Origin of the sequence: Phycicoccus sp. Root563, assembly GCF_001427915.1 — a bacterium.
Taxonomy (GTDB): Bacteria; Actinomycetota; Actinomycetes; order Actinomycetales; family Dermatophilaceae; genus Pedococcus.
Window position 1 is genome coordinate 205566 of record NZ_LMGM01000002.1, and the last position, 23066, is coordinate 228631.

A 23066-nucleotide genomic window follows, 5' to 3' on the forward strand; every position below is an offset into this window, starting at 1 on the left:
GAATTGCACGAGCAGGCCAGAGCGGAAATCCACGTGCGCACACCTCACCCCGCCCGCCACGATGGCGGCATGAACCTGCCACCGGGTCTCGTGGCCCGCCCCCTCGTGATGTCCGACGCCTCGGCGGTCCACGCGCTCTTCGCCGCAGCCGAGCTCGCCGACACCGGTGAGGTCGCCGTCGAGCTCGAGGACATCGAGGGTGGCTGGCAGCGACCCAGCTTCGACCTCGAGCAGGAGAGCATCGGGGTGTTCGAGAACGGGACCCTCGTCGCGGCCGGCGAGGTCTACAAGACCCGTCGCGCCGAGGCCACCGTCCACCCTGACCATCGCGGCCGCGGCATCGGTACCTGGCTCGCCCGCTGGGTCGAGGACTGCTCGCGGCGGCGTGGGGGCAGTCTCGTCGGCCAGAGCGTGCCGGTGGGCGGCTCCGCGGAGAGGCTCTACCAGTCGCTCGGCTACCGCGAGGGTTGGCGGGCCTGGGTGCTGGTCGTCCCCGAGGGCGCGGCGATCGAGCCCCAGCCGCTCCCCCGCGGGTACGTGCTGCGCGACCTCGTCGTCGGCGAGGACGAGGAGACGGCCTACCGGCTCGTCGAGGACGCGTTCAACGAATGGCCCGACCGACAGCCCAGCACGTTCGACGACTGGGCCGCGAGCACGGTGCGCCGGCCGGGGTTCGAGCCGTGGCAGATCCGGTTCGCCGTGGACGACCGCGGCACCGCCGTCGGGGTCGCGTTCCTGATCGTGACCGAGGGGTGCGGGTACGTCGACCAGCTGGCCGTCCGCAGTGACCAGCGCGGGAAGGGCCTGGCCCGGGCGCTGCTCGTCGACGCCTTCGCTCGCGCACGCGAGCACGGCGCCGCCCGCAGCGAGCTGTCGACCGACTCACGGACCGGCGCCCTCCCGCTGTACGAGCACGTCGGGATGCAGGTCAGCCAGAGCTACCAGCACTGGGTGACCGACGTCTGACGGTCAGCCCTCCGGCGCGAGGGCACGACGAAGGGTGGCGATCTGCCGCCTCGCACGGGCCTGGAACGGCAGATCGCCACCCTTCGCGGTGGTCACCGGCGTCAGCGGCGCTTGAGCAGCTCCTCGGCGATCTGCACGGCGTTGAGGGCGGCACCCTTGCGCAGGTTGTCGCCGACGACGAACAGCACCAGGCCCTTGCCGGCCGGCGCGGCCTGGTCGGCACGGACCCGCCCGACGTAGACGTCGTCGCGCCCAGCCGCCTCGAGCGGGTTGGGCACCTCGGACACCACGACGCCGGGCGCCTTGGCCAGCAGCTCCAACGCTCGCTCGGGGCTGATCTCGCGGTCGAACTCGGCGTGGATCGCCAGCGAGTGGCCGGTGAAGACGGGCACCCGGACGCAGGTGCCCGAGACGAGCAGGTCGTCGATGTGCAGGATCTTGCGCGACTCGTTGCGGAGCTTCTGCTCCTCGTCGGTCTCCAGCGAACCGTCGTCGACGATCGACCCGGCCAGCGGGATCACGTTGAACCCGACGGGCACGGCGTACACGTTCGGCGCGGGGATCTGGACCGAACGCCCGTCAAGCGCGAGGTCGGCGGGCTCGCCCGCGGCATACCCGCCACGCAGCTGGCCGTCGAGCTCCTGCACGCCCTTGCCCCCCGAGCCGGAGACGGCTTGGTATGACGCGACGGTGAGCCGCACCAGACCCGCCTCGTCGTGCAGCGGCTTGAGGACCGGCATGGCCGCCATCGTGGTGCAGTTGGGGTTCGCGACGATCCCCTTGGGGATGGTGTCCAGGTCGTCGGCGTTGACCTCGCTCACGACCAGCGGGACCTCGGGGTCCTTGCGCCAGGCGGAGGAGTTGTCGACGACGATCGCGCCGGCAGCGGCGACCTTGGGTGCGAGCTCCTTGGAGGCCGCTCCCCCGTTGGAGAACAACGCGATGTCGATGCCGGAGAAGTCAGCGGTCGCCGAGTCCTCGACGGTGACCTCGCCACCGGCCCACGGCAGCGTCGTGCCGGCAGAGCGCGCCGACGCGAAGAAGCGGATCTCGTCGACCGGGAACGCCCGTTCGGCGAGGAGTGCACGCATGACCGAGCCGACCTGCCCGGTGGCCCCGAAGACACCAATTCTCATGGGACCAAGGATAGGTCGGCTCGGTCGTGCAACGGTTCAGCGGCTCACGATGTGGCAGAACCTGCGCGCACATCGGCAGTCTCGAGCTCGTCCTCCGGACCGCTGCCGGTCACGGGCGCGGTCGGCACCAGGTCGCCGACGCCCTCACCGGGAGCGGACTCCTCGAACGTCAGGGCGAAGTCGTCACCGTGCTCGGTGACGCCCGCGACCACGGCCTGCTCGACGGCAGCCACGGCATACGCGCGACGCACGATGAGCGGGTCGTTGCTGAGGTCCTTCACCAGGGCGATGGCCAGGCCGATCATCACGATGAGGAACGGCAGGGCCGCAACGATGGTGATGTTCTGCAGGCCGGACAGGGCGTCCTCGCCACCCACGAGGAGCATGACGGCGGCGACGGCACCGGTTGCGGCGCCCCAGAAGATCACCGTCTTGCGGCTCGGGGCCAGGGTGCCGCGCTCGGAGAGCGTGCCCATGACGATCGAGGCGGCGTCGGCACCCGACACGAAGAAGATCGCGACGAGGACCATGACGAGCACCGACGTGACGGTCGACAACGGCATGTGCGAGAGCATCTCGAAGAGGGTGCCTTCGGTGGATCCGGCTCCGGCGAGGTCGGTGCCGCTGCGCTGCATGTCGATGCCCGCGCCACCGAAGATCGCGAACCACACGAGCGAGACGACGCTCGGCACCAGCAGCACCCCGGTGACGAACTGGCGGATGGTGCGACCGCGGGAGATGCGGGCGATGAACATGCCCACGAAGGGCGTCCAGCTGACCCACCAGGCCCAGTAGAAGATCGTCCAACCGGAGAGCCAGGTCTTCATGGCGTCGCCCCCGGCAGCGTCGGTGCGCGCGGACATCATGGCCAGGTTCTGGAAGTACGAACCGATCTCGGTGGGGACGAGGTTGAGGATGAAGACGGTCGGGCCGACGACGAAGACGAAGACCGCGAGGGCCAGCGCCAGCACCATGTTGATGTTGGACAGCCACTGGATGCCCTTGGCCAGCCCGGAGACGGCCGAGAGGATGAAGCAGACGGTCAGGACGGCGATGATGCCGACGAGCACCATGTTGCCGGTCTTCCCGAGCCCGCTGACGATCTGCAGGCCCGAACCGATCTGGAGCGCGCCCAGGCCCAGCGAGGCGGCCGAACCGAACAGCGTCGCGAAGATCGCGAGCATGTCGATGACCCGACCGGCGGGGCCGGCGGCGCGCTTCTCGCCGAGCAGCGGCGCGAACGCCGAGCTGATGAGCAGCGAACGCCCCTTGCGGAAGACGCCGTACGCGACGGCGAGCCCGACGACCGCGTAGATGGCCCACGGGTGGAGCGTCCAGTGGAAGAGCGTCGTGGCCATGGCGTTCTGCACGGCCTGCGGGTTGCCGGCGGCACCGGTCCCGGGCGGCGGCTTGACGAAGTGCGACAGCGGCTCGGAGACCCCGTAGAACATCAGGCCGATCCCCATGCCGGCGGAGAACATCATCGCGATCCACGAGACCGTCTTGAACTCCGGCTCCTCGTCGTCGCGCCCGAGCGGGATGCGCCCGTACTTGCTGGCGGCGAGCCAGATGACGAACAGCACGAACCCGGAGGCGACCAGCGAGAACAGCCAGCCCATGTTGTGCACGACCCACCCGAGCCCTGCGCCGGACGCCGAGCTCAGCGTGTCGGTGCTGAGGAATCCCCACAGCACGAACGCGATCGCGATCGCCGCGGTGACGCCGAACACGATGGTGTCGACCTTCTGCGGCTCCTCGGCAGGGTGCTCCTCGATGACGGGGTCGAGGGCGGGGTGGGGCGTGTCGAGGGCTTCGTTCGCGCCCGTGGCCTGGGCCGGTGCGGCCGGGCCTGTCTTGGTCAGTGTCGAGTCCACGTGGTGTAGGCGCCCTCGTTGGGGAGGGCGCCGCTCCTTCGCTGTTCTGGATTGGCTGCGTATCAAAACCGTCGTTGGTCGACCGCCCACTGTGCCGAGAAGCACGGCACATCTCAAATCGCGGATGCCGGGAACTTCCCGCGCACCTCACCAAAACCGTTGCAGCACAATCGATCCCACGTATGCCGTGAGCCTCGCCACGGTGGGCCGGGATCGTCGCGAGCGGGTCAGAAACCCAGGCGCTGGAGCTGCTTGGGGTCGCGCTGCCAGTCCTTGGCGATCTTCACGTGCAGGTCCAGGTAGACCTTCTGGCCGAGGAGCTCCTCGATGCCCTGACGGGCGTTCGTGCCGACCTCGCGCAGCCGCGACCCGCCACGACCGATGATGATGGCCTTCTGCGACGACCGCTCGACGAACACGTTGACCCGCACGTCCAGCAGGGGCTTGCCCGCGGGACGGCCCTCACGCTGGACCATCTCGTCGACGACGACCGCCAGGGAGTGCGGCAGCTCGTCGCGGACGCCCTCGAGAGCGGCCTCCCGGACGAGCTCGGCGATCATGACCATCTGCGGCTCGTCGGTGAGGACGCCCTCCGGGTACAGCGGGCCGGGCGACGTGGGCAGGTAGCTCGACAGCACCTCGGTCACCTCACCCACCTGTGACCCGTCCACGGCCGAGCAGGGGACGATCGCGTCCCACGAGCCGAGCTGGTCGATGGAGATGAGGTGCTCGGCCAGGCGCTGGCGGTCGACGCGGTCGGTCTTGGTGGCGATGGCCACGACCGGACGACGCTTGCCCTGCTGGATCTCCTTGAGCTCGCGGGCGATGAACCCGTCGCCGGGGCCGATCTTCTGGTCCGCCGGGAGGCAGAACCCGATGACGTCGACCTCGAGCAGCGTCTCGCGGACGACGTCGTTGAGCCGCTCCCCCAGCAGCGTCCGGGGCTTGTGCAGGCCCGGGGTGTCGACCAGGACGAGCTGCGCCCGCTCGTTGGTGACGATCCCGCGGATGGTGTGGCGGGTCGTCTGCGGCTTCGAGGACGTGATGGCGACCTTGTGGCCGACCATGGCGTTCGTCAGCGTCGACTTGCCGGCGTTCGGGCGCCCGACGAGGCAGGCGAAACCGGCGAGGTACGGCTTCTCCTCCGACGGTGACCCCGCGGCATACCCCTCGGTCGGTCCGGTTCCGCTCTCAGTCATGACACTCCCTCGCGCTCGGGCTCCACCGTAGTGCGCTCGGGCACCCCCTCGTCGCCACCCTCGTGCGGCTCCGGCAGGCGGGACACGATGACGGAGGCGATCCGGTGCCGGCGACCAGCCATCCGCTCGGCCGTGAGGGCCAGCCCGGCGACCTCTGCGCGCGACCCGACGATGGGCACCCGGCCGATGCTCTTGCCGATGAGCCCACCGACGGTGTCGACCTCGTCCTCCTCGATCTCGACGTCGAACTCGTCGGCGAGGTCGTCGATGTCCATCGTCGCCGGCACCCGGAACGTGCCGTCGCCGAGGTCCTCGACCCCGGGTGCCTCCCGGTCGTACTCGTCGGCGATCTCGCCCACGATCTCCTCGATGATGTCCTCGATGGTGACCAGTCCGGCGGTGCCGCCGTACTCGTCCACCACGACGGCGAAGTGGCTCTGGTCGCGCTGCATCTCGCGCAGCAGGTCGTCGACCGGCTTGCTCTCCGGGACGTAGTGCATCGGTCGCATCTGCGTCGTCACTGGCAGCGACCCGGCCTCGTGGTCGGCGTTGACCCGCCGCGCCACGTCCTTGAAGTAGAGCAGGCCGAGGATGTCGTCCGAGCCGTCGCCGACGACGGGGATGCGCGAGAACCCCGACCGCAGGAACAGCGACATCGCCGAGCGCAGGGTCTTCTCGCTGTCGACGGTGACCATGTCGGTGCGCGGGACCATGACCTCGCGGGCCACCGTGTCACCGAGCTCGAAGACGGAGTGGATCATCTCCCGCTCCCCGGCCTCGATCACGGCGCTCTCTCCGGCGAGGTCGACGAGGTCGCGCAGCTCGGACTCGCTCTGGAACGGGCCGTCACGGTAGCCACGACCGGGGGTCACGGCGTTGCCGAGCGCGATGAGGACACGGGCGACCGGGCCCAGCAGCGCACGGAGCCACACGATGACCGGTGAGGCGATGAGGGCGACGGCGTCGGAGTTCTGCCGTCCGAGCGTGCGCGGCGAGACCCCGACGACGACGAACGACACCAGCGCCATCACCCCGATGGCGATGAGCAGCGGTTTCCAGAACCCGTCGACGAGGTCGACGGCGCCCAGTGTGATGAGCACGGCTGTCGTCGCCTCGGCGATGACCCGCAGGAACGCCGTGACGGACAGGTATGCCGCGCTGTCGCCGACGATGCGCATGAGCGACGCCGACCCGGGTCGCTTCTCCTCGAGCAGCTCGTGGGCGCGCACCCGGGACATCCGCCACAGGGCTGCTTCCGCAGCCGAGAGGAGGAAGGCGACCGCGATGCTGAACAACGCGGCCAGGACGAGACGGGTCATCGGAGCACCATCAGCCGGCGGGTCGACCACGGCCCGCGAGGAACGTCAGCAGCAGCTGGCGCTGGAGCTCGAACATCTCGCGCTCCTCCTCGGGCTCGGCGTGGTCGTAGCCCAGCAGGTGCAGGATGCCGTGGGTCGTGAGGAGCAGCAGCTCCTCCTCCGTGGCATGGCCGGCCTCAGCCGCCTGCTTCGCCGCCACGGACGGGCAGAGCACGATGTCGCCGAGGACACCCTCCTCGGGCTCCTCGCCCTCTCGTCCCGGCCGCAGCTCGTCCATGGGGAACGACATCACGTCGGTCGGGCCCGGCAGGTCCATCCACTGCACGTGGAGCACCTCCATGGCCGCCTCGTCGACGAGGCGCAGGCACAGGTCCGCACCGGGGTGCACGCGCATCGCGCCCAGGACGTACTTGCTCAGGGCCACCAGCTCGAGCTCGTCGAGCTGGTGGTCGGTCTCATTGAGAACGTCGACGCTCACGCTGTGCCCGCCCTCCCTGCTGCTGTCCGTGCGTCTCGCCCTGCAGGTCGTCCCAGCGGCCGTAGGCGTCGACGATCGCACCCACGAGGCGGTGCCGGACGACGTCCTGGGGGCTGAGGACCGAGAAGTGGATGTCGTCGACTCCGGTGAGGATGTCGCGGACCACCCGCAGCCCGGAGCGCGACCCGTCGGGGAGGTCCACCTGGGTCACGTCACCGGTCACGACCATCTTGGAGCCGAACCCCAGACGGGTGAGGAACATCTTCATCTGCTCGGGCGAGGTGTTCTGGGCCTCGTCGAGGATGATGAACGCGTCGTTCAGCGTGCGGCCACGCATGTAGGCCAGCGGCGCCACCTCGATCGTCCCGGCGGCCATCAGGCGCGGGATCGACTCGGGGTCGACCATGTCGTGCAGGGCGTCGTACAGGGGACGCAGGTAGGGGTCGATCTTGTCGTTGAGCGTGCCGGGCAGGAAGCCGAGCCGCTCGCCGGCCTCGACCGCAGGACGGGTCAGGATGATCCGGTTGACCTGCTTGGCCTGCAGGGCCTGGACCGCCTTCGCCATCGCGAGGTAGGTCTTGCCCGTGCCGGCGGGACCGATGCCGAACACGACGGTGTGCTTGTCGATCGCGTCGACGTAGTGCTTCTGGTTCAGCGTCTTGGGACGGATCGTGCGACCGCGCGAGGAGACGATGTTCATCGTCAGGACGTCGGCGGGCCGTTCGGTCGTCTGGGCGCGCAGCATGCTGATCGAGCGCTCGACGGCATCGCGGTTCAGCGGCTGGCCGCCCTCGATCACGAGCAGCAGCTCGTCGATGGTCCGCTCTGCGAGGGCCACCTCGGCACTCGGGCCGGACAGGTGGAACTCGTTGCCGCGGACGTGGATCTCCAGCTGCGGGAACGCTCGCTCCATCGTGCGGAGCAGCTCGTCGCGGGGTCCGAGAAGGGTGACCATCTGGACCTGCGGAGGGATCTCGACGGTGTGGGTGGGCAGGGAGTGCGCGCCCTCGGGCGTGCCCCCCGGCGTGGTCGGTTGATCTGCTTCAGGCATGGTCCGCCCAGTCTACGGTGCCGCTCAGCCGGGCGGCCACGTCATTGCCCGCCCACCCAGCACGTGCAGGTGGGCGTGGAAGACGCTCTGCTGGGCGTCGGCACCCGTGTTGAACACCGTGCGGTAGCCGCTCTCGGCGATGCCCTCCTGCTCGGCGACCCGGGCCACCGCGGCCAGCAGGGCGGCCGCGTCCTCGGGCCGCTCGGCGGCGAGAGCGGCCGCCGTCGGCACGTGGTGGCGCGGGATGACCAGGACGTGGGTCGGGGCCTGGGGTTCGAGGTCGCGGAACGCCACCGTCGCCTCGTCCTCGTACACCACCGTGGCCGGGATCTGCCCCGCCACGATCTTGCAGAAGAGGCAGTCGGGGTCGGTGCTGCGCTCCGTCGAGGGGGTCGGATCGGTCATGCAGGCGAGGGTATCGGCGCGTCAACCTCGGACGCTGGTTGCGCGTCAAGGGAGCGTGAGACTGTTGAGCGTGGCAGAGCGCGACCCCGGTGGGGACACCCGGGGACGGCGGGGCGGTGCGGGCACCGGTGGGGCCGGCGCCAGGACCCCGGGCGCCGACGTGCCGAGCGCCGACGTCGCCATCACCGAGCTGTATGCCGCGCACTGGACCGGCCTGGTCCGCCTTGCCTGGCTCCTCCTGCGGGACGACCTCGCCGCCGAGGAGGTCGTCCAGGACGCCTTCATCGCCGTCCACCGGCGGTGGGACTCGTTGCGCAGCCACGAGAGCGCGGCCGCCTACCTGCGCCGCGCCGTGGTGAACGGCGCCCGGTCCGGCCTGCGCCACCGGGGCGTCGAGGAGCGGTACCTGACGCGCGAGCAGGGTGAGCCCACCGCATACGCACGACGCACCGAGGTCAGCGCGGAGGACCGCGCCCTCGATGCCGAAGCCACCAGCTCCATGGTCACGGCGCTCGGGCGGTTGCCCCAGCGCCAGAGAGAGGTCCTGACGATGCGCTACTACCTCGACCTGAGCGAGGCCGAGATCGCCGACGCCCTCGGCATCTCCGCCGGATCGGTCAAGGCCCACGCCCACCGCGGCCTCGCCGCCCTGCGCGACCGGATGGAGACCTCGTCATGAGCGACCGCACCGAGTTCCTGCACCCCGACTTCGAGCCGGGCGAGTTCGACCGCATCGAGCGCGAGCTGCGCCGTTCGCTGACCCAGGAGTCTGGCCGGATGCGCCCCACGGACCGGCTCGACACGATCCTGCACGAGGCCCACCGCGCCGGTCCGGTCACGGCGACCGGGGGGACCGGGATGCGTCGTTGGCTCGCGCCCGCGGCCGCGGCCGCCGTGGTGGCCGCGATCGCCGGCGGGGTGTGGCTGTCCAACCAGGACCCCACGGCGACCCCCGGGCCCCCCGCGGGCAGCCCGTCGGCGACCGTCCCGGCACCCACCGCCACCGGCCCCTCGGTCACCGACCAGCCCACCACCGCCCCCACCCAGACCTCGAGCCCGACCACGTCCCCGAACAGCGGGCCCGGTGTCGTCATGACGTTCCCGGCCTACTTCGTCGGGCCTGTCGGAGGCTCCACACCCACGTACAAGCTGTTCAGGGAGTTCATCCGCCAGGAGGTGGCAGCCGACCCCACTCCGGCGGACAAGGTGACGGTCGCGCTGACCCTGGCCATGAACGCCCAGCCCTACTCGAACACCGACGGCTACCTCCAGCCGTGGTCGGGCACCACCGTGACCGCGGCGACGGTGGCGAACGACGTCATCGAGGTGCGGCTGAGCGGTCCCGGCGCCGAGGGTTTCACCCCCGAGGTCCAGCGACTCGCGGTGCAGCAGCTCGTGTGGACCGCGGAGGCAGCAGTCGGTCGGGGCCCGCTCCCGGTCAGGTTCGAGATCGAGGGAGGCGCGACGAAGCTGTTCGGGTCGATCTCGACGGACCAGTCCTTCACCCGGCCCTCGGCGGACGAGTCCTGGAAGGACCTCGCGCCGATCTGGGTCACCGCACCGTCGCGCGACCAGGTGCTGCCGTCGGCGTCACCCGTCACGGTCAAGGGTGAGGCGAGCGTGTTCGAGGCCACCGTGGGCTGGGAGCTCACCCGAGGCACGACCTCCGTGAAGACCGGCAACGCCATGGCGACCATCGGTGCGCCCAGCCGGGGCACCTACTCCTTCTCGCTCGGCACCCTCGCGCCCGGCACCTACACGGTGAAGGTCTATGAGGCCAGCGCCAAGGACGGGTCGATCGCAGCCGAGGACTCGGTCACCTTCACGGTGAAGTAGCCCTCGCGGACGGGCTCAGCGCCAGCGCGCCGCGGCGCTGAGCACCGCGAGGGCAGCCGGTCCGGCGCTCGACGAACGCAGCACCGTCGGCCCGAGTCGCACCGTCACCGCGCCAGCAGCCTCGAGCGCGGCCACCTCCTCAGGGGTGATGCCTCCCTCGGGCCCCACGACCACGAGCACCTCGCCGGAGTCCGGAACCCGTTGCGCCGCAAGGCTCTGGATGGCGTCCTCGTGCAGCACGTATGCCGCCGCCGCGGCGCCCACACGCGCCGCCAGGGTCTTCGTCGTGGCCAGCTCCGCGACGACCGGGACGCGAGACCGGCGCGACTGCTTGGCAGCGGCGACCACAGCCGACTCCCACTTGCGACGGGCCTTGTCGCCCCGCTCCCCACGCCACTGGACGATGCAGCGCGACGCCTGCCACGGGACGACCTCGTCGACCCCGAACTCGGTCGCCGCCTCGACGGCCTGGTCGTCGCGGTCGCCCTTCGCGAGGGCCTGGACGAGGACGAACCTTGGCTCGCCCTCGGGCTCGGTGGCCAGCTCGGCGACGACCAGGTCGAGCTCGGCCCTCCCGGCTGCCACGACGTCGCACGTCGCGCGCAGCCCCAGCCCGTCAGCCAGGAGCACCCGCTCCCCCGCGGCGATGCGGCGCACCGTCGCGGCGTGCCGCCCCTCCGGCCCGTCGAGGACGACCTTCGCCCCGGGGACCGCTCCTGCGAGCAGCGCCGGGTCGACGAGGAAGAGCGGGAGGGTCATGGGAGCAGCCTGGGGCGGTGCGGGCGGGCCCCGCTACTTGGCCTTGAACGCGTCGCGGAGCTTGCCGAACAGGCCCGGGTGGGCGGGCGTCATACGACCCTCGGGGCGCTCCTCGCCGCGCAGGGCGGCGAGCTGGCGCAGGAGCTCCTCCTGCTGCTCGTCCAGCTTCGTCGGGGTCAGGATCGTCGCGTGGACGATGAGGTCGCCACGACCACCACCGCGCAGATGGGTGACACCGAGGCCACGGAGGGTCATGGCGTCACCGGACTGCGTGCCGGGCTTGATCTCGAGCTCGTTGACACCGTCGAAGGTGTCGAGCTTGAGGGTCGTGCCGAGCGCACCGGCCGTCATCGGCAGCTCGACGGTGCAGTGCAGGTCGTCGCCACGGCGCTGGAAGGTCTGGTGCGGACGGACGGCGACCTCGACGTAGAGGTCCCCTGCGGGACCGCCACCCTGGCCGACCTCACCCTCCCCCGTGAGCTGGATGCGGGTGCCGGTGTCGACGCCTGCGGGAACCTTGATCTTCAGGGTGCGACGGGTGCGGACGCGTCCGTCGCCCGAGCACTCGAAGCAGGGGCTGACGAGGACCTCGCCGTACCCCTGGCAGGTCATGCAGGGACGGGTCGTCATGACCTGCCCGAGGAACGAGCGCTGCACCTGCTGGATCTCGCCGCGACCGGCGCAGACGTCACAGGTCCGGCGGGACGTGCCCGGCTGGGCCCCGTCACCGTGGCAGGTGGAGCAGACGACCGCGGTCTCGACCGTGAGCTCCTGCTCGCCACCGAAGACGGCGTCGGCGAGGTCGAGGTCGAGCCGGATCAGGGCGTCCTGGCCGCGGCGCTGGCGCGACCGGGGGCCGCGCTGGGCCTGACCGGCACCGGCGCCGAAGAAGGCGTCCATGATGTCGCTGAAGGAGAAGCCCTGGCCGAACCCGGCGGCACCGGCGGCATACGGGTCGGCGCCCTGGTCGTAGGAGCGCTTCTTCTCCGCGTCGGAGAGCACGTCGTAGGCCTGGGAGACCTTCTTGAACTGCTCTTCCGCCTCGGGGCTGGGGTTGACGTCCGGGTGCAAGCGCCGGGCCATCTTGCGGTAGGCCCGCTTGATCTCCTCCGGCGACGCGTCCTTGGAGACGCCCAGGTCCTGGTAGTAGTCGTTCAACGAGAGTCCTTGTCAGTGGTGCGAGGGGTGGATCGGTGAGCCCGGTCGGGCACAGGCGTCACTGCGCCAGGATCCGGGAGACGTACGTGGCGACTGCCCGAACCGACGCCATCGTCGTGGGGTAGTCCATGCGGGTGGGGCCGAGGACGCCGAGGCCCGCGACCAGGTCGGAGCCGCTGCCGTACTCGGTGGCGACGACCGAGGTCGACTGCAGTCCGGCGAACGGGTTCTCGTGCCCGATGCGGACCGAGACGGCGTCGCTCGTCTCCCTGGCGGTGCCGAGCAGCTTGAGCAGCACGACGTGCTGCTCGAGCGCCTCGAGCACCGGGCCGATGCTGAGGGGGAAGTCGGTGCCGACGCGCGCGAGGTTCGACGTGCCTGCCAGCACGACGCGCTCCTCGCGCTCCTCGACCAGGGCGTCCTCCAGGGAGCGGACGACGGCCCGGACGAGGTCGCGGTCGGCCGGCTCGAACTCCTCCGGCAGCGACTCGAGGGAGGCGGCTGCGTCGACCAGGCGCTGGCCCACGGCGCTGGCGTTGATCTTCGCTCGCACCAGCCCCAGGGTGGCCTCGCCCTCGGTCGTGGACAGGTCGTGGGTCGTCTCGATGACCCTCTGCTCGACGCGGCCGGTGTTGACGATGAGCACGACCATCAGCCTGGTCGCGCCCATCGGCACGAACTCGATGTGCCGCACCGACGAGCGGGTCAACGAGGGGTACTGCATGACCGCGACCTGCCGCGTCAGCGAGGACAGCAGCCGCACGGTGCGGGCCACGACGTCGTCGAGGTCGACCGCCCCCTCGAGGAACTGGGCGATGGCGGAGCGCTCGGCCGGCGACATCGGCTTCACCGAGCTCAGGCGGTCGACGAACAAGCGGTAGCCGGCATCCGTGGGCACGCGCCCGGCGCTCGTGTGGGGGGCTGCGATCAGCCCCTCCTCCTCGAGGGCGGCCATGTCGTTGCGGACGGTGGCGGCGGAGACCCCGAGGTGATGGCGCTCGAGGAGGGCCTTGGACCCCACGGGTTCGGAGGTCTCGACGTAGTCCTGCACGATCGCGCGCAGCACGGCGAGACGGCGTTCCTCACTCATCGGACACCTCCTTTGCGGTCGGACTGGAGACGGGACTTGAGTCGGCGCTGGCGACGGGTGGCAGCAGGCGGGTCCGGGTCGGGCGGCCGACGCCGGCTCTGCTGGCACTCATGCTCAGCGAGTGCCAAGTCTACGGTGTTCCCGGGTCCGGGGCCGCACCGGCGGCGCGTCCTCTCCGGTGGCGTCGGCCACGCGGCATACGCTGCGTCGGTGTCCGACCGCTATGGCTCCGATGTCCTCTCCGGCGACTGGAAGGTTCCCCCGAGGGGACGCTCCCGCGAGGTGGAGGCCGAGACCGGCCTGGTCGTCGAGGACGTCGACACCGGGTGGTGCGGCGCCGTCGTGCGCGTCGAGAAGGCCGGCGGCATGCGCGTGGTGCACCTCGAGGACCGCCGCGGCCGCACCAAGGGGTTCCCGATGGGGCCCGGTTTCCTGCTCGACGGGGCCCCGGTGATCCTCACGCCGCCGACCGCTGCCGCCCGCGCGAAGCTCGCCGAGGCGAAGGCGGCGACTGCGCGGACGGCGTCCGGGTCGAGGGCGGTCGAGGGCGCCAAGGCGCGGGTCGCGAGCGGCTCACGGATCTTCGTCGAGGGCCGCCACGACGCCGAGCTCGTCGAGAAGGTCTGGGGGGACGACCTGCGCATCGAGGGAGTCGTCGTCGAGATGCTCGACGGCGTGGACGACCTCGCCGGGGCCATCCGTGACTTCCGTCCCGGCCCCGGCCAGCGGATGGGGGTCCTCGTCGACCACCTCCTGCCCGGCACCAAGGAGGACAAGGTCGTCCAGGCGTGCCGCAGGGGCCCGTATGCCGCGCACGTCAAGATCCTGGGCCACCCGTACGTCGACGTCTGGCAGTCGGTGCGCCCGGAGCGACTGGGCCTGCAGCAGTGGCCCGTCATCCCACGGGGCCAGTCGTGGAAGCACGGGATCTGCCGTCACCTCGGCTGGCAGGCCGACAGCCAGGCCGACATCGCCCGGGCGTGGAAGCAGATCCTCGGCACGGTGCGGTCGTACGCCGACCTCGAGCCCACCCTGCTGGCCAGTGTCGAGGAGCTCATCGACTTCGTGACCGAGCCGGGGCACTGAACCGGGCACTGAACCGGGGCACTGAACCGGGGCACTGAACCGGGGCACGGTCGGGGTCGACCCTGACGCACCCCTGACCCGCCCCTCGCCAGACCCCGAAAGTCCTGTCTGCACGGGTCGTCATGCGTTTCACTGGTGGAAGACACCACCACGGAGGAACACCATGACCGAACAACCGCAGCCCCAGGCCCCCGGCTCCCAGTCGGTGCCGCCGCCCCCCGGTCCGTCCGGACCGCCCCCGGTCTACGGCTCCGGCCCCAAGCCGATGTCGCAGCAGGACGAGAAGACCTGGGCGACCCTGGCCCACCTGGCTCCCTTCGCCGCCGCCCTCGTCGGGCTGCCGTTCCTGGGACCACTGATCGTCTTCCTGCTCCTCAAGGACCGTGGACCGTTCGTGCGGGCCCACGCCGCCCAGGCGCTGAACTTCCAGATCATCACCACCATCGCGCTGTGGGTCTTCGGACTGCTGTCGTTCGTGCTCATCGGGATCCCGTTCGTGATCGCCACGGGGATCGCCTGGATCGTCCTGCCGATCATCGCGGCGATCAAGGCCAACAACGGTGAGTGGTACCGCTACCCGTTCACGCCCGAGCTGGTGAAGTGACCTCGGGCTAACGCAGCCCGAGCAACCGCCGCACCACGGTGTCGGCCAGCAGGCGGCCCTGCCTCGTCAGCACGACCCGCTGACGGCGCAGGGCCGCTGCCGCGTCCACGAGCTCGTCGGCGATGAGACCTGCGACAGCCGTCCGCCCTTCCTGCTGGAGGTCGTCGATCGGCAGTCCCTCGACCAGGCGTACCCCGAGCAGCACGCGCTCGTCGTAGCGCTGCTCGTCGGTGAGCGTCTCGCGGCCGTGGGCCGGGCTCGTGCCGGGTGAGGCGACGCGGGCGGCATACGCGTTAGGGTGCTTGACGTTCCACCACCGCACGCCGCCGACGTGGCTGTGCGCGCCGGGGCCGACCCCCCACCAGTTGCCGTCGGCCCAGTAGCCCTCGTTGTGGCGGCAGCGGGCGTCCTCGCGAGTGGCCCAGTTGCTCACCTCGTACCAGCCGAAGCCTGCGGCGGTGAGGTGCTCGTCGGCGATCTCGTACTTCGCCGCCTCGTCGTCGTCCTCCGGCGCCGGCACCTGCCCCCGACGGACCTGGGCGGCCAGCTTGGTGCCGTCCTCGACGACGAGGGCGTAGGCCGAGACGTGGTCGGGTGCGAGGTCGGTCGCGGTGCGCAGGCTGGTGCGCCAGTCGTCCAGGCTCTCCCCCGGCGTTCCGTAGATGAGGTCGAGGCTCACCTGCAGACCCGCGGACCGGGCCGCGTCGACGGCGCGGGCGACGTTGGCCGGGTCATGGGTGCGTTCGAGGGTGCGCAGCACGTGCGGCACCGCGGACTGCATGCCGAGCGACACCCGGGTGAACCCGGCATCGGCCAGCACGCGAAGGCCCTCGGGAGTCACGGAGTCGGGGTTCGCCTCGGTCGTCACCTCGGCATCACCGGCCAGCCCGAACCGGTCCCGTATGCCGTGCAGCATGCTCGCGAGGTCGGCGGCGGCCAGCATCGTCGGCGTCCCGCCGCCGACGAACACGGTCTGCACCTCGGGTGCCCGGTCGCCAAGGACCGAGGCGGCGAGGTCGAGCTCCCGGACCGCCGCACCCGCGAACGTCGCCACGCTCGCACCGTCGTTGCCGAGCTCGGTCAGCGTGTAGGTGTTGAAGTCGCAGTAGCCGCAGCGCACCGAGCAGAACGGCACGTGCAGGTAGATCCCGAACGGCCGGGACGGCAGGGTCGCCAGGGCCGACTCGGGCAGGAGACCGTCCGCGGGCGCGGGGTCGCCGTCGGGCAGGGCGCTGGGCATGTGGCCATCCTCTCAGCCTGCCGCGCAGCTACCGTCGTCGGATGCGCCACCTCTCCGACGCGGACGTCGAGGCCCTGCTCCCCCCGCCGGCCGAGGCATTGCGCCTCGTGCACGACGCGCTCGTCGCCCTGTCCCGGGGTGAGGCCGAGGTGCCGCCGAAGCCGACCGTCCACGCACCCGGCGGAGCGTTCGCGAATGCCATGCCCGCGGCATACCCGGCTCGAAACCTGTTGGGGTGCAAGTGGATCAGCATCTTCCCGGACAACCCGTCGCAGGGGCTCCCGACCGTCAGCGGGCTCATGGTCGTCAACGACGGTCGGACCGGAGCTCCCCGGGCCGTCATGTCCGCCGGCGCCCTGACGGCAGCCCGGACGGCCGCGGTCTCGGGTGCCTGCATCGCTGCGCTCGCCGCGACCGGTGCGCCCGCGGGCTTCACCGGTGCCGGCCTGCAGGCACGTTCGCACCTGCGCGTGCTGGAGGCGCTGGGTCACCTCGACGTCACCGTGTACGCGCGGCGCGCCGACGCCCGGGCTCAGCTGATGGCGTGGGCGGAGGAGCACGTCCCCCGGGTACGGCTTCGCGTCACCGACGACGCGCGGGAAGCCGTCCTGGGACGCCCGGTCGTGGTCACTGGACTGTCGATCGGGCTGACCGGCGCCGAGCTCGACCCGTCGTGGATCGCCACGGACGCGCTGGTCCTGCCGCTGGACTACGCCAGCTCGGTGGGTCCGGCGCTGGCGCGAGCCTCGGTGCTCGCGGCTGACCACGTCCCGCAGTTCGAGGCGGTGCGGGTCGCCGGCACGCTCGGTGAGTACCCGGCGACGACGACGTGGACCGGCTCGCTGCTCGACCAGGCGCGACCCGACGGACGCATCGTCTGCCAGAACCTCGGCAACGGCCTCAGTGACCTGGTCGTCGCCGCAGCGGTGGCCGACGCCGCCGAGGCACAGGGTGCCGGACACCCGGTGGACACCGGGTCCGCGTAGGGTCCAAGGGTGAGCACCTCCCGCTGGATCGACCTCGACGGTGTCGTCAACATGCGTGACGTGGGCGGGCTGCCCACCACCGACGGAGGCACCGTCGCCACTGGACGGCTGTTGCGTTCGGACAACCTGCAGGACCTCAGCGACGCCGACATCGACCACCTCGTCGAGGTCGTCGGGGTCAGCGACATCGTCGACCTGCGCAGCAACGTCGAGGTCCACATCGAGGGCCCGGCACCACTGCAGGTGCGCGGACTGGCGGCGCACCACCGGTACTCCCTCTTCCGCGACGACGAGCGCGAGATCACCGCCGGGGACGCCCTGGTCGTGCCGTGGTCGAAGAAGAACCAGAAGGAGGCCGACGCCCGTCCCCGGCTCGATGACGACTACTGGGCCAGCCACTACCTCGGCTACCTCGTCGACCGGCCGGACTCGATCCTCGGAGCCCTGGAGGTCATCTCCCGAGCGCAGGGAGCCACGGTCGTGCACTGCGCGGCCGGCAAGGACCGCACCGGCACCGTCGTGGGCCTGGCCCTGTCGGTCGCCGGCGTCTCCGACGAGGACGTCGTCGCCGACTACGTCGCGACCGGTGAACGCATCGAGCAGATCGTGGGCCGGCTCATGGCGAGACCCGCGTACGGCGAGGTGCTCAAGGACCAGCCGATGGACCACCACCGCCCCAAGCCCGAGACGATGACCCGCATCCTCACGGTGCTCCGCGAGCGCCACGGCGGTGCCGCCGGTTGGCTGCAGGAGCAGGGCTGGAGCGTCGGCCAGGTCGAGGCGCTCCGCGGCCACCTGCGCGCATGACCTCCGCCGACGACGCAGACCGTCGCCCGCGCGGGCGACGGCGCGCCATGCGCGTGCTCCTCGTCGACGACCGTGACCGCCTGCTGCTCTTCCGGGACAGCGACCCCGGTATGACGCCCGTGCCCCGCTGGTGGATCACCCCCGGCGGCGGCGTCGAGCCCGACGAGTCGGATGTCGAGGCTGCGGTGCGCGAGGTGTTCGAGGAGACCGGCGTGCAGGTCCCGGCGCAGGACCTGGTCGGTCCGTTGGCCACCCGGGTCGTCGTCCACGGTTACAGCGACGTGGTGACGACCCAGGACGAGGCGTTCTGGTACGTCCGGGTGCCCGCCTTCGAGGTGAGCACCGCCGGGCACACCGAGCAGGAGCTGCTGACGATGACCGACCACCGGTGGTGGAGCCGGGCCGAGCTCGAGGCCACCGACGAAGAGGTCTGGCCGCGCACCGTGCTCGAGCTCTGGTCGCTGGCGGACGACTTCGCCTCCGGTGCCACGACTCCACCGCGCGACCTCGGCCCCGTCGAGGAGTCGACAGTCCCCGTCTGACCGGCCACGGTCCGGCGCCGGTTGCGCACCTCCGCGAAGCACGGGCGAGTCAGGCCGCATCTGCGCTCCGTACCCACGTCACCCGGACAAGGTCAGGGCCCCTTTGCCCGCGACGAGCCGTACTCTGACCACGTTCGCTGGCGGGGCCACGATCAGGGTCCGGATCGACGGGGGGAAACGGATGGTGAACGACCGCGCGGGTACCGAGATCGAGGGGATGCACCGACTGCCGGCCCTCGTGTGGACGGCCGTGGTCGCACCGCTGTCCATGATCGGCGTTGGTGTCGTGCTGGTGGCCGTGACCGACCTCGGCTGGGGGGCGCTGCTCGCCGGAGTGCTCTTCGGCCTACCGATGGTCCTGCGGTGGTGGAACCGAACCGTCGTCTCCCCCGAGGGAATCCGGACCAGGCGGTGGCTGAGGTGGCGCGTGTTGCCGTGGGAAGACATCGCCGCCGTGGCCGAGGCGGGTCGGTGGACGTGGGATGACGTCGTCGGGGTCATCACCGAGCACGGTGAGCCGGTCGCCCTGGACCTCCCCGGATCCCGCCGTGCCGAGTTCAGCGACTACGCGGCGTCCCGCGGCGTGCCCCGGGACGCACGGTCACGGGGGCGTCGAGCGGCCGGCTGAGGACCTCGGCCGGCGCCACCGGGGAGGTCGGCGACCGCAATCCCGTCTCCTGCGCTCAGCGGGCGGGCTTGTCGGTCACCCAGAGTCGGATGGTGCCCTCGACCACGGCGGTGCCGTCGGCGCGGGTGGCGACCACGTGCACGGGCACGTCGACGTCACCGGTCCGCGCCCAGTCGGCCGGGTCGGTGGTGGCCACGCACGTGATGTCGGTCGTCGCCTTGGCTGCGTAGTCGACCTCCATCCCGCGAGGGATCCAGCGCCGGTGCGCCGGGATCGTCGCCTCGGCCAGCGCACCCATCGCTGCCTCGAGCCCGTTGCAGATCGCGATGACGTGAACGGTCCCGAGGTGGTTCTGCACGCGTCGCCGCTTGCGGATCGTCAGCTCGGCGCGGTTCGGCCCGAGCTCGACGAAACGCGGGCGCGCGGTGCGGAAGTACGGCGCCGCCTGCTCGAAGACGAGCGAGAACACGGTGCGACCGCGAGGCAGCCGCGACAGGCGTCGGTAGAGCGCGTAGGTGTCGACCATGGCGAGATATTACCCACCGGTAACCACTGGGAGCCTGCCGCACCTCCGCTTTGGGTGCCCAGACGGTCGGAAATCCGACCGTCTGGGCACCCAAAGCGGGAGAGGCGGGCGGCTACTTCTTGGTCGCGCCGGGCTCGTCGTTGGACAGGGCTGCGATGAAGGCCTCGGGCGGGACCTCGACGGAACCGATGTTCTTCATCCGCTTCTTGCCGGCCTTCTGCTTCTCGAGCAGCTTGCGCTTGCGGCTGATGTCACCGCCGTAGCACTTGGCGAGCACGTCCTTGCGGATGGCGCGGATGTTCTCGCGGGCGATGATGCGCGCCCCGATGGCGGCCTGGATCGGCACCTCGAACTGCTGGCGCGGGATGAGGTCCTTGAGCTTGCTGGCCATCATCACGCCATACGCGTAGGCCTTGTCCTTGTGGACGATCGAGGAGAACGCGTCCACGGTCTCGCCCTGCAGCAGGATGTCGACCTTGACCAGGTCGGCCACCTGGTCGCCGTCGGGTTCGTAGTCGAGCGAGGCGTAGCCGCGGGTGCGGGACTTCAGCTGGTCGAAGAAGTCGAACACGATCTCCGCCAGGGGCAGCGTGTAGCGCATCTCCACGCGCTCCTCGGACAGGTAGTCCATGCCGCGCAGGCTGCCGCGCTTCTGCTGGCACAGCTCCATGACCGCACCGATGAACTCGCTGGGCACGAGGATCGTCGCGCGGACGACCGGCTCGGTGACCGAGGAGACCTTGCCGTAGGGGTACTCGCTCGGGTTGGTGACCGTCAGGACCTTGCCGTCGTCCATCGTCACGTCGTAGACGACGTTGGGCAGGGTCGAGATGAGGTCGAGGTCGAACTCGCGCTCGAGGCGCTCGCGGACGATCTCGAGGTGGAGCATCCCGAGGAACCCGATGCGGAAACCGAACCCGAGGGCTGCGGACGTCTCCGGTTCGTAGACCAGGGCCGCGTCGTTGAGCTTGAGCTTGTCGAGCGCGTCGCGCAGGTCGGGGTAGTCCGAGCCGTCGATCGGGTACAGCCCCGAGAACACCATCGGCTTGGGGTCGCGGTAGCCGCCGAGGGCCTCCTTGGCCGGCTTGGCCGCGTTGGTCACGGTGTCGCCGACCTTGGACTGGCGCACGTCCTTCACGCCGGTGATGAGGTAACCCACCTCGCCGACGCCCAGGCCCTTGGCCGGTGTGGGCTCGGGCGAGCTCACGCCGATCTCGAGCAGCTCGTGCGTCGCACGGGTCGACATCATCGCGATCTTCTCGCGCGGGTTGAGGTTGCCGTCGATCACCCGGACGTAGGTCACCACGCCGCGGTAGGTGTCGTAGACGGAGTCGAAGATCATCGCGCGGGCCGGGGCGTCCGGGTCACCGACGGGGGGCGGCAGCTGCCGCACGATCTGGTTGAGCAGCGGCTCGACGCCCTCACCGGTCTTGCCGGACACCCGCAGGCAGTCCTCGGGCTCGCAGCCGATCAGGCCGGCCAGCTCCTCGGCGAACTTCTCCGGCTGGGCCGCAGGCAGGTCGATCTTGTTGAGGACCGGGATGATCGTGAGGTCGTTCTCCATGGCGAGGTAGAGGTTCGCCAGCGTCTGCGCCTCGATGCCCTGGGCGGCGTCGACGAGCAGGACGGCGCCTTCACAGGCCGCCAGCGAGCGCGAGACCTCGTAGGTGAAGTCGACGTGCCCGGGGGTGTCGATCATGTTCAGCGCGTACGTGATCCCGTCGAGCTCCCACGGCATGCGCACGGCCTGGCTCTTGATGGTGATGCCGCGCTCGCGCTCGATGTCCATCTTGTCGAGGTACTGCGCGCGCATCGCCCGGCCGTCCACGACCCCGGTGACCTGGAGCATCCGGTCGGCCAGGGTCGACTTGCCGTGGTCGATGTGGGCGATGATGCTGAAGTTCCGGATCAGGTCCGGCGGCGTTGCGTGCGGCTGCAGCGCGGTGCGGGCCATCGGGGACACGGGTGTACTCGACCTCACGGGTGGGACGGCGGGGAACGGTTCATCCTCCCACGACCGCGCCACTGTCCGTGACGCGACGTGCGCGGTCCCCGAGGTCAGGCGGTCGCCACCGCCGACGAGACGTCGCCGCGAGAGCGTCGGGTCGTGCGCCGTTGCGCCAGCCCCGAGGCCAGCGCGATCCCCACTCCGAGCACGGCGAGTATGGCGCCGACCCTCGAGGGCCACTCGTACCCCAGGCCCGCGGACAGCACGATCGAGCCGAGCCAGGCGCCGAGCGCGTTGGCCAGGTTGAGCGTGGAGTGGTTGAGCGCCGCCGCGAGGGACTGTCCCTCGTGCGCGACGTCCATGAGCCGGGTCTGCAGCATCGGCACCAGCGCGCTCGGCAGCAGCCCGAGCATGAAGACGGCCACGATGGCCAGCCACTTGGCCTGGTGGACGGCAGGACCGAAGAGCGCCAGCATCACGGCGATCGTCCCCATGAGGACGCAGATCCCGCGCAGCAGCCCCAGCTTCGAGACCGGCCCCGAGGCCACCGCCCCGGCGGTCATCCCCACGCCGTAGACGGCGAGGATGAGGGGGATCGCCCCCTTGCTGAAGCCACCCAGCTCGGTCATCGTCGGCGCGATGTAGGAGAACGTGGCGAACATGCCCCCGAAGCCGACCGTGCCGATGGCGAGCGCGAACCACACCTGGGGCCGACGCAGGGCGGAGAACTCCGAGCGCATCGTCGCTCCCCCGTCGGGTGGGCAGAAGGGCACCCAGCGCCAGACCGCGAGGACGGTGACGGCCGCGAGGACGGACACCGCGGCATACGGCCACTGCCAGCCGTAGGACTGGCCGAGGCGGGTGGTGAGCGGGACCCCCACGATGTTGGCCACGGTGAGTCCGGTGATCATCATCGAGACCGCCCACGTGCGGCGGTGCGCGGGCACGAGCGAGGCGGCCACGAGCGAACCCACGCCGAAGTAGGCGCCGTGCGGCAGGCCGGAGAGGAACCGCGCCGCCATGAGGAGGCCGTAGCTGCTGGCGAGCGCGGACAGGCCGTTCGCGACGGCGAAGCCGCCCATCAGCCAGAGCAGCAGGCGCTTGCGCGGCATCTTCGAGCCCAGGGTCGCCAGGACCGGGGCGCCGACGACCACGCCGGCGGCATACGCGGAGACGACGTGACCGGCCGTCGGGATGGAGATGCCCACCCCGTCGGCGACCTCGGGGAGCAGGCCCATCGTGACGAACTCGGTCGTCCCGATCGCGAACCCGCCGATGGCGAGCGCGAGCAGCGCCAGGTTGGTGTGGCTCGNNNGGACCCACCGGGTCGCTCGGCTCGGTGGTCAGTGCGGCGGGCACGGGCGGAGCGGACTCGGTCACAGCGGTGCAACGGATCGTGCGTCGTGGTGCATTCCCCGACTGTCCCAC

At 70.9% G+C, this 23066-nt stretch carries 23 protein-coding genes; 9 read left to right on the forward strand and 14 right to left on the reverse strand.

Features of this window, described 5'->3' with window-relative positions; genetic code table 11:
• The first annotated feature begins 69 nt into the window (after window positions 1-69).
• Entirely contained in the window at window positions 70-966 is an 897-nt protein-coding gene (locus ASD62_RS18285; protein WP_056917654.1) for a GNAT family N-acetyltransferase, read from the forward strand.
• Window positions 967-1067: 101 nt separating this feature from the next.
• On the opposite strand, the gene ASD62_RS18290 is transcribed toward ASD62_RS18285, so the two are convergent.
• From ASD62_RS18290 to ASD62_RS18320, 7 genes are all read right to left on the reverse strand, one after another.
• Window positions 1068-2102 carry an aspartate-semialdehyde dehydrogenase gene (locus ASD62_RS18290; protein ID WP_056917655.1) on the reverse strand — a complete coding sequence of 345 codons (1035 nt, stop codon included), beginning with the start codon at window positions 2100-2102 and terminating at the stop codon, window positions 1068-1070.
• Between the two features lie 44 nt (window positions 2103-2146).
• Window positions 2147-3976 (reverse strand): BCCT family transporter, encoded by a 1830-nt coding sequence (locus ASD62_RS18295; protein WP_056917656.1) that lies wholly within the window; start codon window positions 3974-3976, stop codon window positions 2147-2149.
• A gap of 227 nt (window positions 3977-4203) precedes the next feature.
• Entirely contained in the window at window positions 4204-5175 is a 972-nt protein-coding gene (gene era / locus ASD62_RS18300) for a GTPase Era (protein ID WP_056917657.1), read from the reverse strand.
• Window positions 5172-6494 (reverse strand): hemolysin family protein, encoded by a 1323-nt coding sequence (locus ASD62_RS18305; RefSeq protein ID WP_056917658.1) that lies wholly within the window; start codon window positions 6492-6494, stop codon window positions 5172-5174. The genes era and ASD62_RS18305 overlap by 4 nt, the downstream gene beginning before the upstream one ends.
• Before the next feature lie 10 nt (window positions 6495-6504).
• The gene (gene ybeY / locus ASD62_RS18310; RefSeq protein ID WP_056917659.1) at window positions 6505-6972 is read right to left on the reverse strand and encodes an rRNA maturation RNase YbeY; all 468 of its coding nucleotides are present in this window, start codon (window positions 6970-6972) and stop codon (window positions 6505-6507) included.
• The gene (locus ASD62_RS18315) at window positions 6950-8023 is read right to left on the reverse strand and encodes a PhoH family protein (protein ID WP_082553370.1); all 1074 of its coding nucleotides are present in this window, start codon (window positions 8021-8023) and stop codon (window positions 6950-6952) included. Before ASD62_RS18315 ends, ybeY begins: the two co-directional genes overlap by 23 nt.
• Before the next feature lie 24 nt (window positions 8024-8047).
• On the reverse strand, window positions 8048-8428 hold the full coding sequence (locus ASD62_RS18320) for a histidine triad nucleotide-binding protein (RefSeq protein WP_056917661.1): 381 nt from the start codon (window positions 8426-8428) through the stop codon (window positions 8048-8050).
• Between the two features lie 70 nt (window positions 8429-8498).
• On the opposite strand from ASD62_RS18320, the gene ASD62_RS18325 reads away from it, so the two are divergent.
• Both ASD62_RS18325 and ASD62_RS18330 read left to right on the forward strand, forming a co-directional pair.
• Complete coding sequence (locus ASD62_RS18325; protein ID WP_235529267.1) at window positions 8499-9107, forward strand: SigE family RNA polymerase sigma factor; 609 nt, start codon at window positions 8499-8501, stop codon at window positions 9105-9107.
• Entirely contained in the window at window positions 9104-10264 is a 1161-nt protein-coding gene (locus tag ASD62_RS18330; protein WP_056917662.1) for a Gmad2 immunoglobulin-like domain-containing protein, read from the forward strand. Before ASD62_RS18325 ends, ASD62_RS18330 begins: the two co-directional genes overlap by 4 nt.
• 15 nt (window positions 10265-10279) lie before the next feature.
• Here the strand turns inward: ASD62_RS18330 and ASD62_RS18335 are convergent, their stop codons facing one another.
• Genes ASD62_RS18335 through hrcA form a run of 3 tightly spaced genes read right to left on the reverse strand, consistent with a single transcriptional unit; the run spans window position 10280 to window position 13271 of the window.
• On the reverse strand, window positions 10280-11023 hold the full coding sequence (locus tag ASD62_RS18335; protein ID WP_056917663.1) for a 16S rRNA (uracil(1498)-N(3))-methyltransferase: 744 nt from the start codon (window positions 11021-11023) through the stop codon (window positions 10280-10282).
• A gap of 33 nt (window positions 11024-11056) precedes the next feature.
• Window positions 11057-12181 carry a molecular chaperone DnaJ gene (dnaJ, locus tag ASD62_RS18340; RefSeq protein ID WP_056917664.1) on the reverse strand — a complete coding sequence of 375 codons (1125 nt, stop codon included), beginning with the start codon at window positions 12179-12181 and terminating at the stop codon, window positions 11057-11059.
• Between the two features lie 58 nt (window positions 12182-12239).
• Window positions 12240-13271 carry a heat-inducible transcriptional repressor HrcA gene (hrcA, locus tag ASD62_RS18345; RefSeq protein WP_056917665.1) on the reverse strand — a complete coding sequence of 344 codons (1032 nt, stop codon included), beginning with the start codon at window positions 13269-13271 and terminating at the stop codon, window positions 12240-12242.
• 210 nt (window positions 13272-13481) lie between these two features.
• On the opposite strand from hrcA, the gene ASD62_RS18350 reads away from it, so the two are divergent.
• Window positions 13482-14357, forward strand: coding sequence for a DUF3097 domain-containing protein (locus ASD62_RS18350; protein ID WP_056917876.1), 876 nt, complete (start codon window positions 13482-13484; stop codon window positions 14355-14357).
• A 163-nt stretch (window positions 14358-14520) separates the two neighbouring features.
• Complete coding sequence (locus ASD62_RS18355) at window positions 14521-14961, forward strand: DUF4870 domain-containing protein (protein ID WP_235530790.1); 441 nt, start codon at window positions 14521-14523, stop codon at window positions 14959-14961.
• A gap of 7 nt (window positions 14962-14968) precedes the next feature.
• Here the strand turns inward: ASD62_RS18355 and hemW are convergent, their stop codons facing one another.
• Window positions 14969-16201, reverse strand: coding sequence for a radical SAM family heme chaperone HemW (gene hemW / locus ASD62_RS18360; protein WP_056917666.1), 1233 nt, complete (start codon window positions 16199-16201; stop codon window positions 14969-14971).
• A 41-nt stretch (window positions 16202-16242) separates the two neighbouring features.
• Here hemW and ASD62_RS18365 point away from each other — a divergent pair, with 41 nt between their 5' ends.
• The 4 genes from ASD62_RS18365 (at window position 16243) to ASD62_RS18380 (ending at window position 19164) form a co-directional block, all read left to right on the forward strand.
• Entirely contained in the window at window positions 16243-17187 is a 945-nt protein-coding gene (locus ASD62_RS18365) for an ornithine cyclodeaminase (protein WP_056917667.1), read from the forward strand.
• 9 nt (window positions 17188-17196) lie between these two features.
• Entirely contained in the window at window positions 17197-17994 is a 798-nt protein-coding gene (locus ASD62_RS18370) for a tyrosine-protein phosphatase (RefSeq protein WP_235530791.1), read from the forward strand.
• On the forward strand, window positions 17991-18536 hold the full coding sequence (locus ASD62_RS18375) for an NUDIX hydrolase (RefSeq protein ID WP_056917668.1): 546 nt from the start codon (window positions 17991-17993) through the stop codon (window positions 18534-18536). The genes ASD62_RS18370 and ASD62_RS18375 overlap by 4 nt, the downstream gene beginning before the upstream one ends.
• 181 nt (window positions 18537-18717) lie before the next feature.
• Entirely contained in the window at window positions 18718-19164 is a 447-nt protein-coding gene (locus ASD62_RS18380; protein ID WP_056917669.1) for a PH domain-containing protein, read from the forward strand.
• Window positions 19165-19219: 55 nt separating this feature from the next.
• On the opposite strand, the gene ASD62_RS18385 is transcribed toward ASD62_RS18380, so the two are convergent.
• The 3 genes from ASD62_RS18385 to ASD62_RS18395 form a co-directional block, all read right to left on the reverse strand.
• Entirely contained in the window at window positions 19220-19690 is a 471-nt protein-coding gene (locus tag ASD62_RS18385) for a hotdog fold domain-containing protein (protein ID WP_056917670.1), read from the reverse strand.
• 112 nt (window positions 19691-19802) lie between these two features.
• Window positions 19803-21644: a translation elongation factor 4 gene (gene lepA / locus ASD62_RS18390; RefSeq protein ID WP_056917671.1), complete on the reverse strand. Its 1842-nt coding sequence runs from the start codon at window positions 21642-21644 to the stop codon at window positions 19803-19805.
• A gap of 104 nt (window positions 21645-21748) precedes the next feature.
• Window positions 21749-22950, reverse strand: a 1202-nt coding sequence (locus tag ASD62_RS18395) for an MFS transporter (RefSeq protein ID WP_157581654.1), incomplete at its 5' end; no start/stop codon positions are given.
• Window positions 22951-23066 lie beyond the last annotated feature (116 nt).

Excerpts from the sequence above, each read along its gene's own strand:
- era (WP_056917657.1), bottom strand. The coding sequence starts at position 5,175 with ATGACTGAGAGCGGAACCGGACCGACCGAGGGGTATGCCGCGGGGTCA.
- ASD62_RS18315 (WP_082553370.1), bottom strand. The coding sequence starts at position 8,023 with ATGCCTGAAGCAGATCAACCGACCACGCCGGGGGGCACGCCCGAGGGC.
- lepA (WP_056917671.1), bottom strand. The coding sequence starts at position 21,644 with ATGGCCCGCACCGCGCTGCAGCCGCACGCAACGCCGCCGGACCTGATC.
- ASD62_RS18385 (WP_056917670.1), bottom strand. The coding sequence starts at position 19,690 with ATGGTCGACACCTACGCGCTCTACCGACGCCTGTCGCGGCTGCCTCGC.
- ASD62_RS18290 (WP_056917655.1), bottom strand. The coding sequence starts at position 2,102 with ATGAGAATTGGTGTCTTCGGGGCCACCGGGCAGGTCGGCTCGGTCATG.
- ASD62_RS18285 (WP_056917654.1), top strand. The coding sequence starts at position 70 with ATGAACCTGCCACCGGGTCTCGTGGCCCGCCCCCTCGTGATGTCCGAC.
- ASD62_RS18375 (WP_056917668.1), top strand. The coding sequence starts at position 17,991 with ATGACCTCCGCCGACGACGCAGACCGTCGCCCGCGCGGGCGACGGCGC.
- hemW (WP_056917666.1), bottom strand. The coding sequence starts at position 16,201 with ATGCCCAGCGCCCTGCCCGACGGCGACCCCGCGCCCGCGGACGGTCTC.
- ASD62_RS18380 (WP_056917669.1), top strand. The coding sequence starts at position 18,718 with ATGGTGAACGACCGCGCGGGTACCGAGATCGAGGGGATGCACCGACTG.
- ASD62_RS18305 (WP_056917658.1), bottom strand. The coding sequence starts at position 6,494 with ATGACCCGTCTCGTCCTGGCCGCGTTGTTCAGCATCGCGGTCGCCTTC.
- ASD62_RS18330 (WP_056917662.1), top strand. The coding sequence starts at position 9,104 with ATGAGCGACCGCACCGAGTTCCTGCACCCCGACTTCGAGCCGGGCGAG.
- ASD62_RS18355 (WP_235530790.1), top strand. The coding sequence starts at position 14,521 with ATGACCGAACAACCGCAGCCCCAGGCCCCCGGCTCCCAGTCGGTGCCG.
- hrcA (WP_056917665.1), bottom strand. The coding sequence starts at position 13,271 with ATGAGTGAGGAACGCCGTCTCGCCGTGCTGCGCGCGATCGTGCAGGAC.
- ASD62_RS18335 (WP_056917663.1), bottom strand. The coding sequence starts at position 11,023 with ATGACCCTCCCGCTCTTCCTCGTCGACCCGGCGCTGCTCGCAGGAGCG.
- ASD62_RS18320 (WP_056917661.1), bottom strand. The coding sequence starts at position 8,428 with ATGACCGATCCGACCCCCTCGACGGAGCGCAGCACCGACCCCGACTGC.
- ASD62_RS18365 (WP_056917667.1), top strand. The coding sequence starts at position 16,243 with ATGCGCCACCTCTCCGACGCGGACGTCGAGGCCCTGCTCCCCCCGCCG.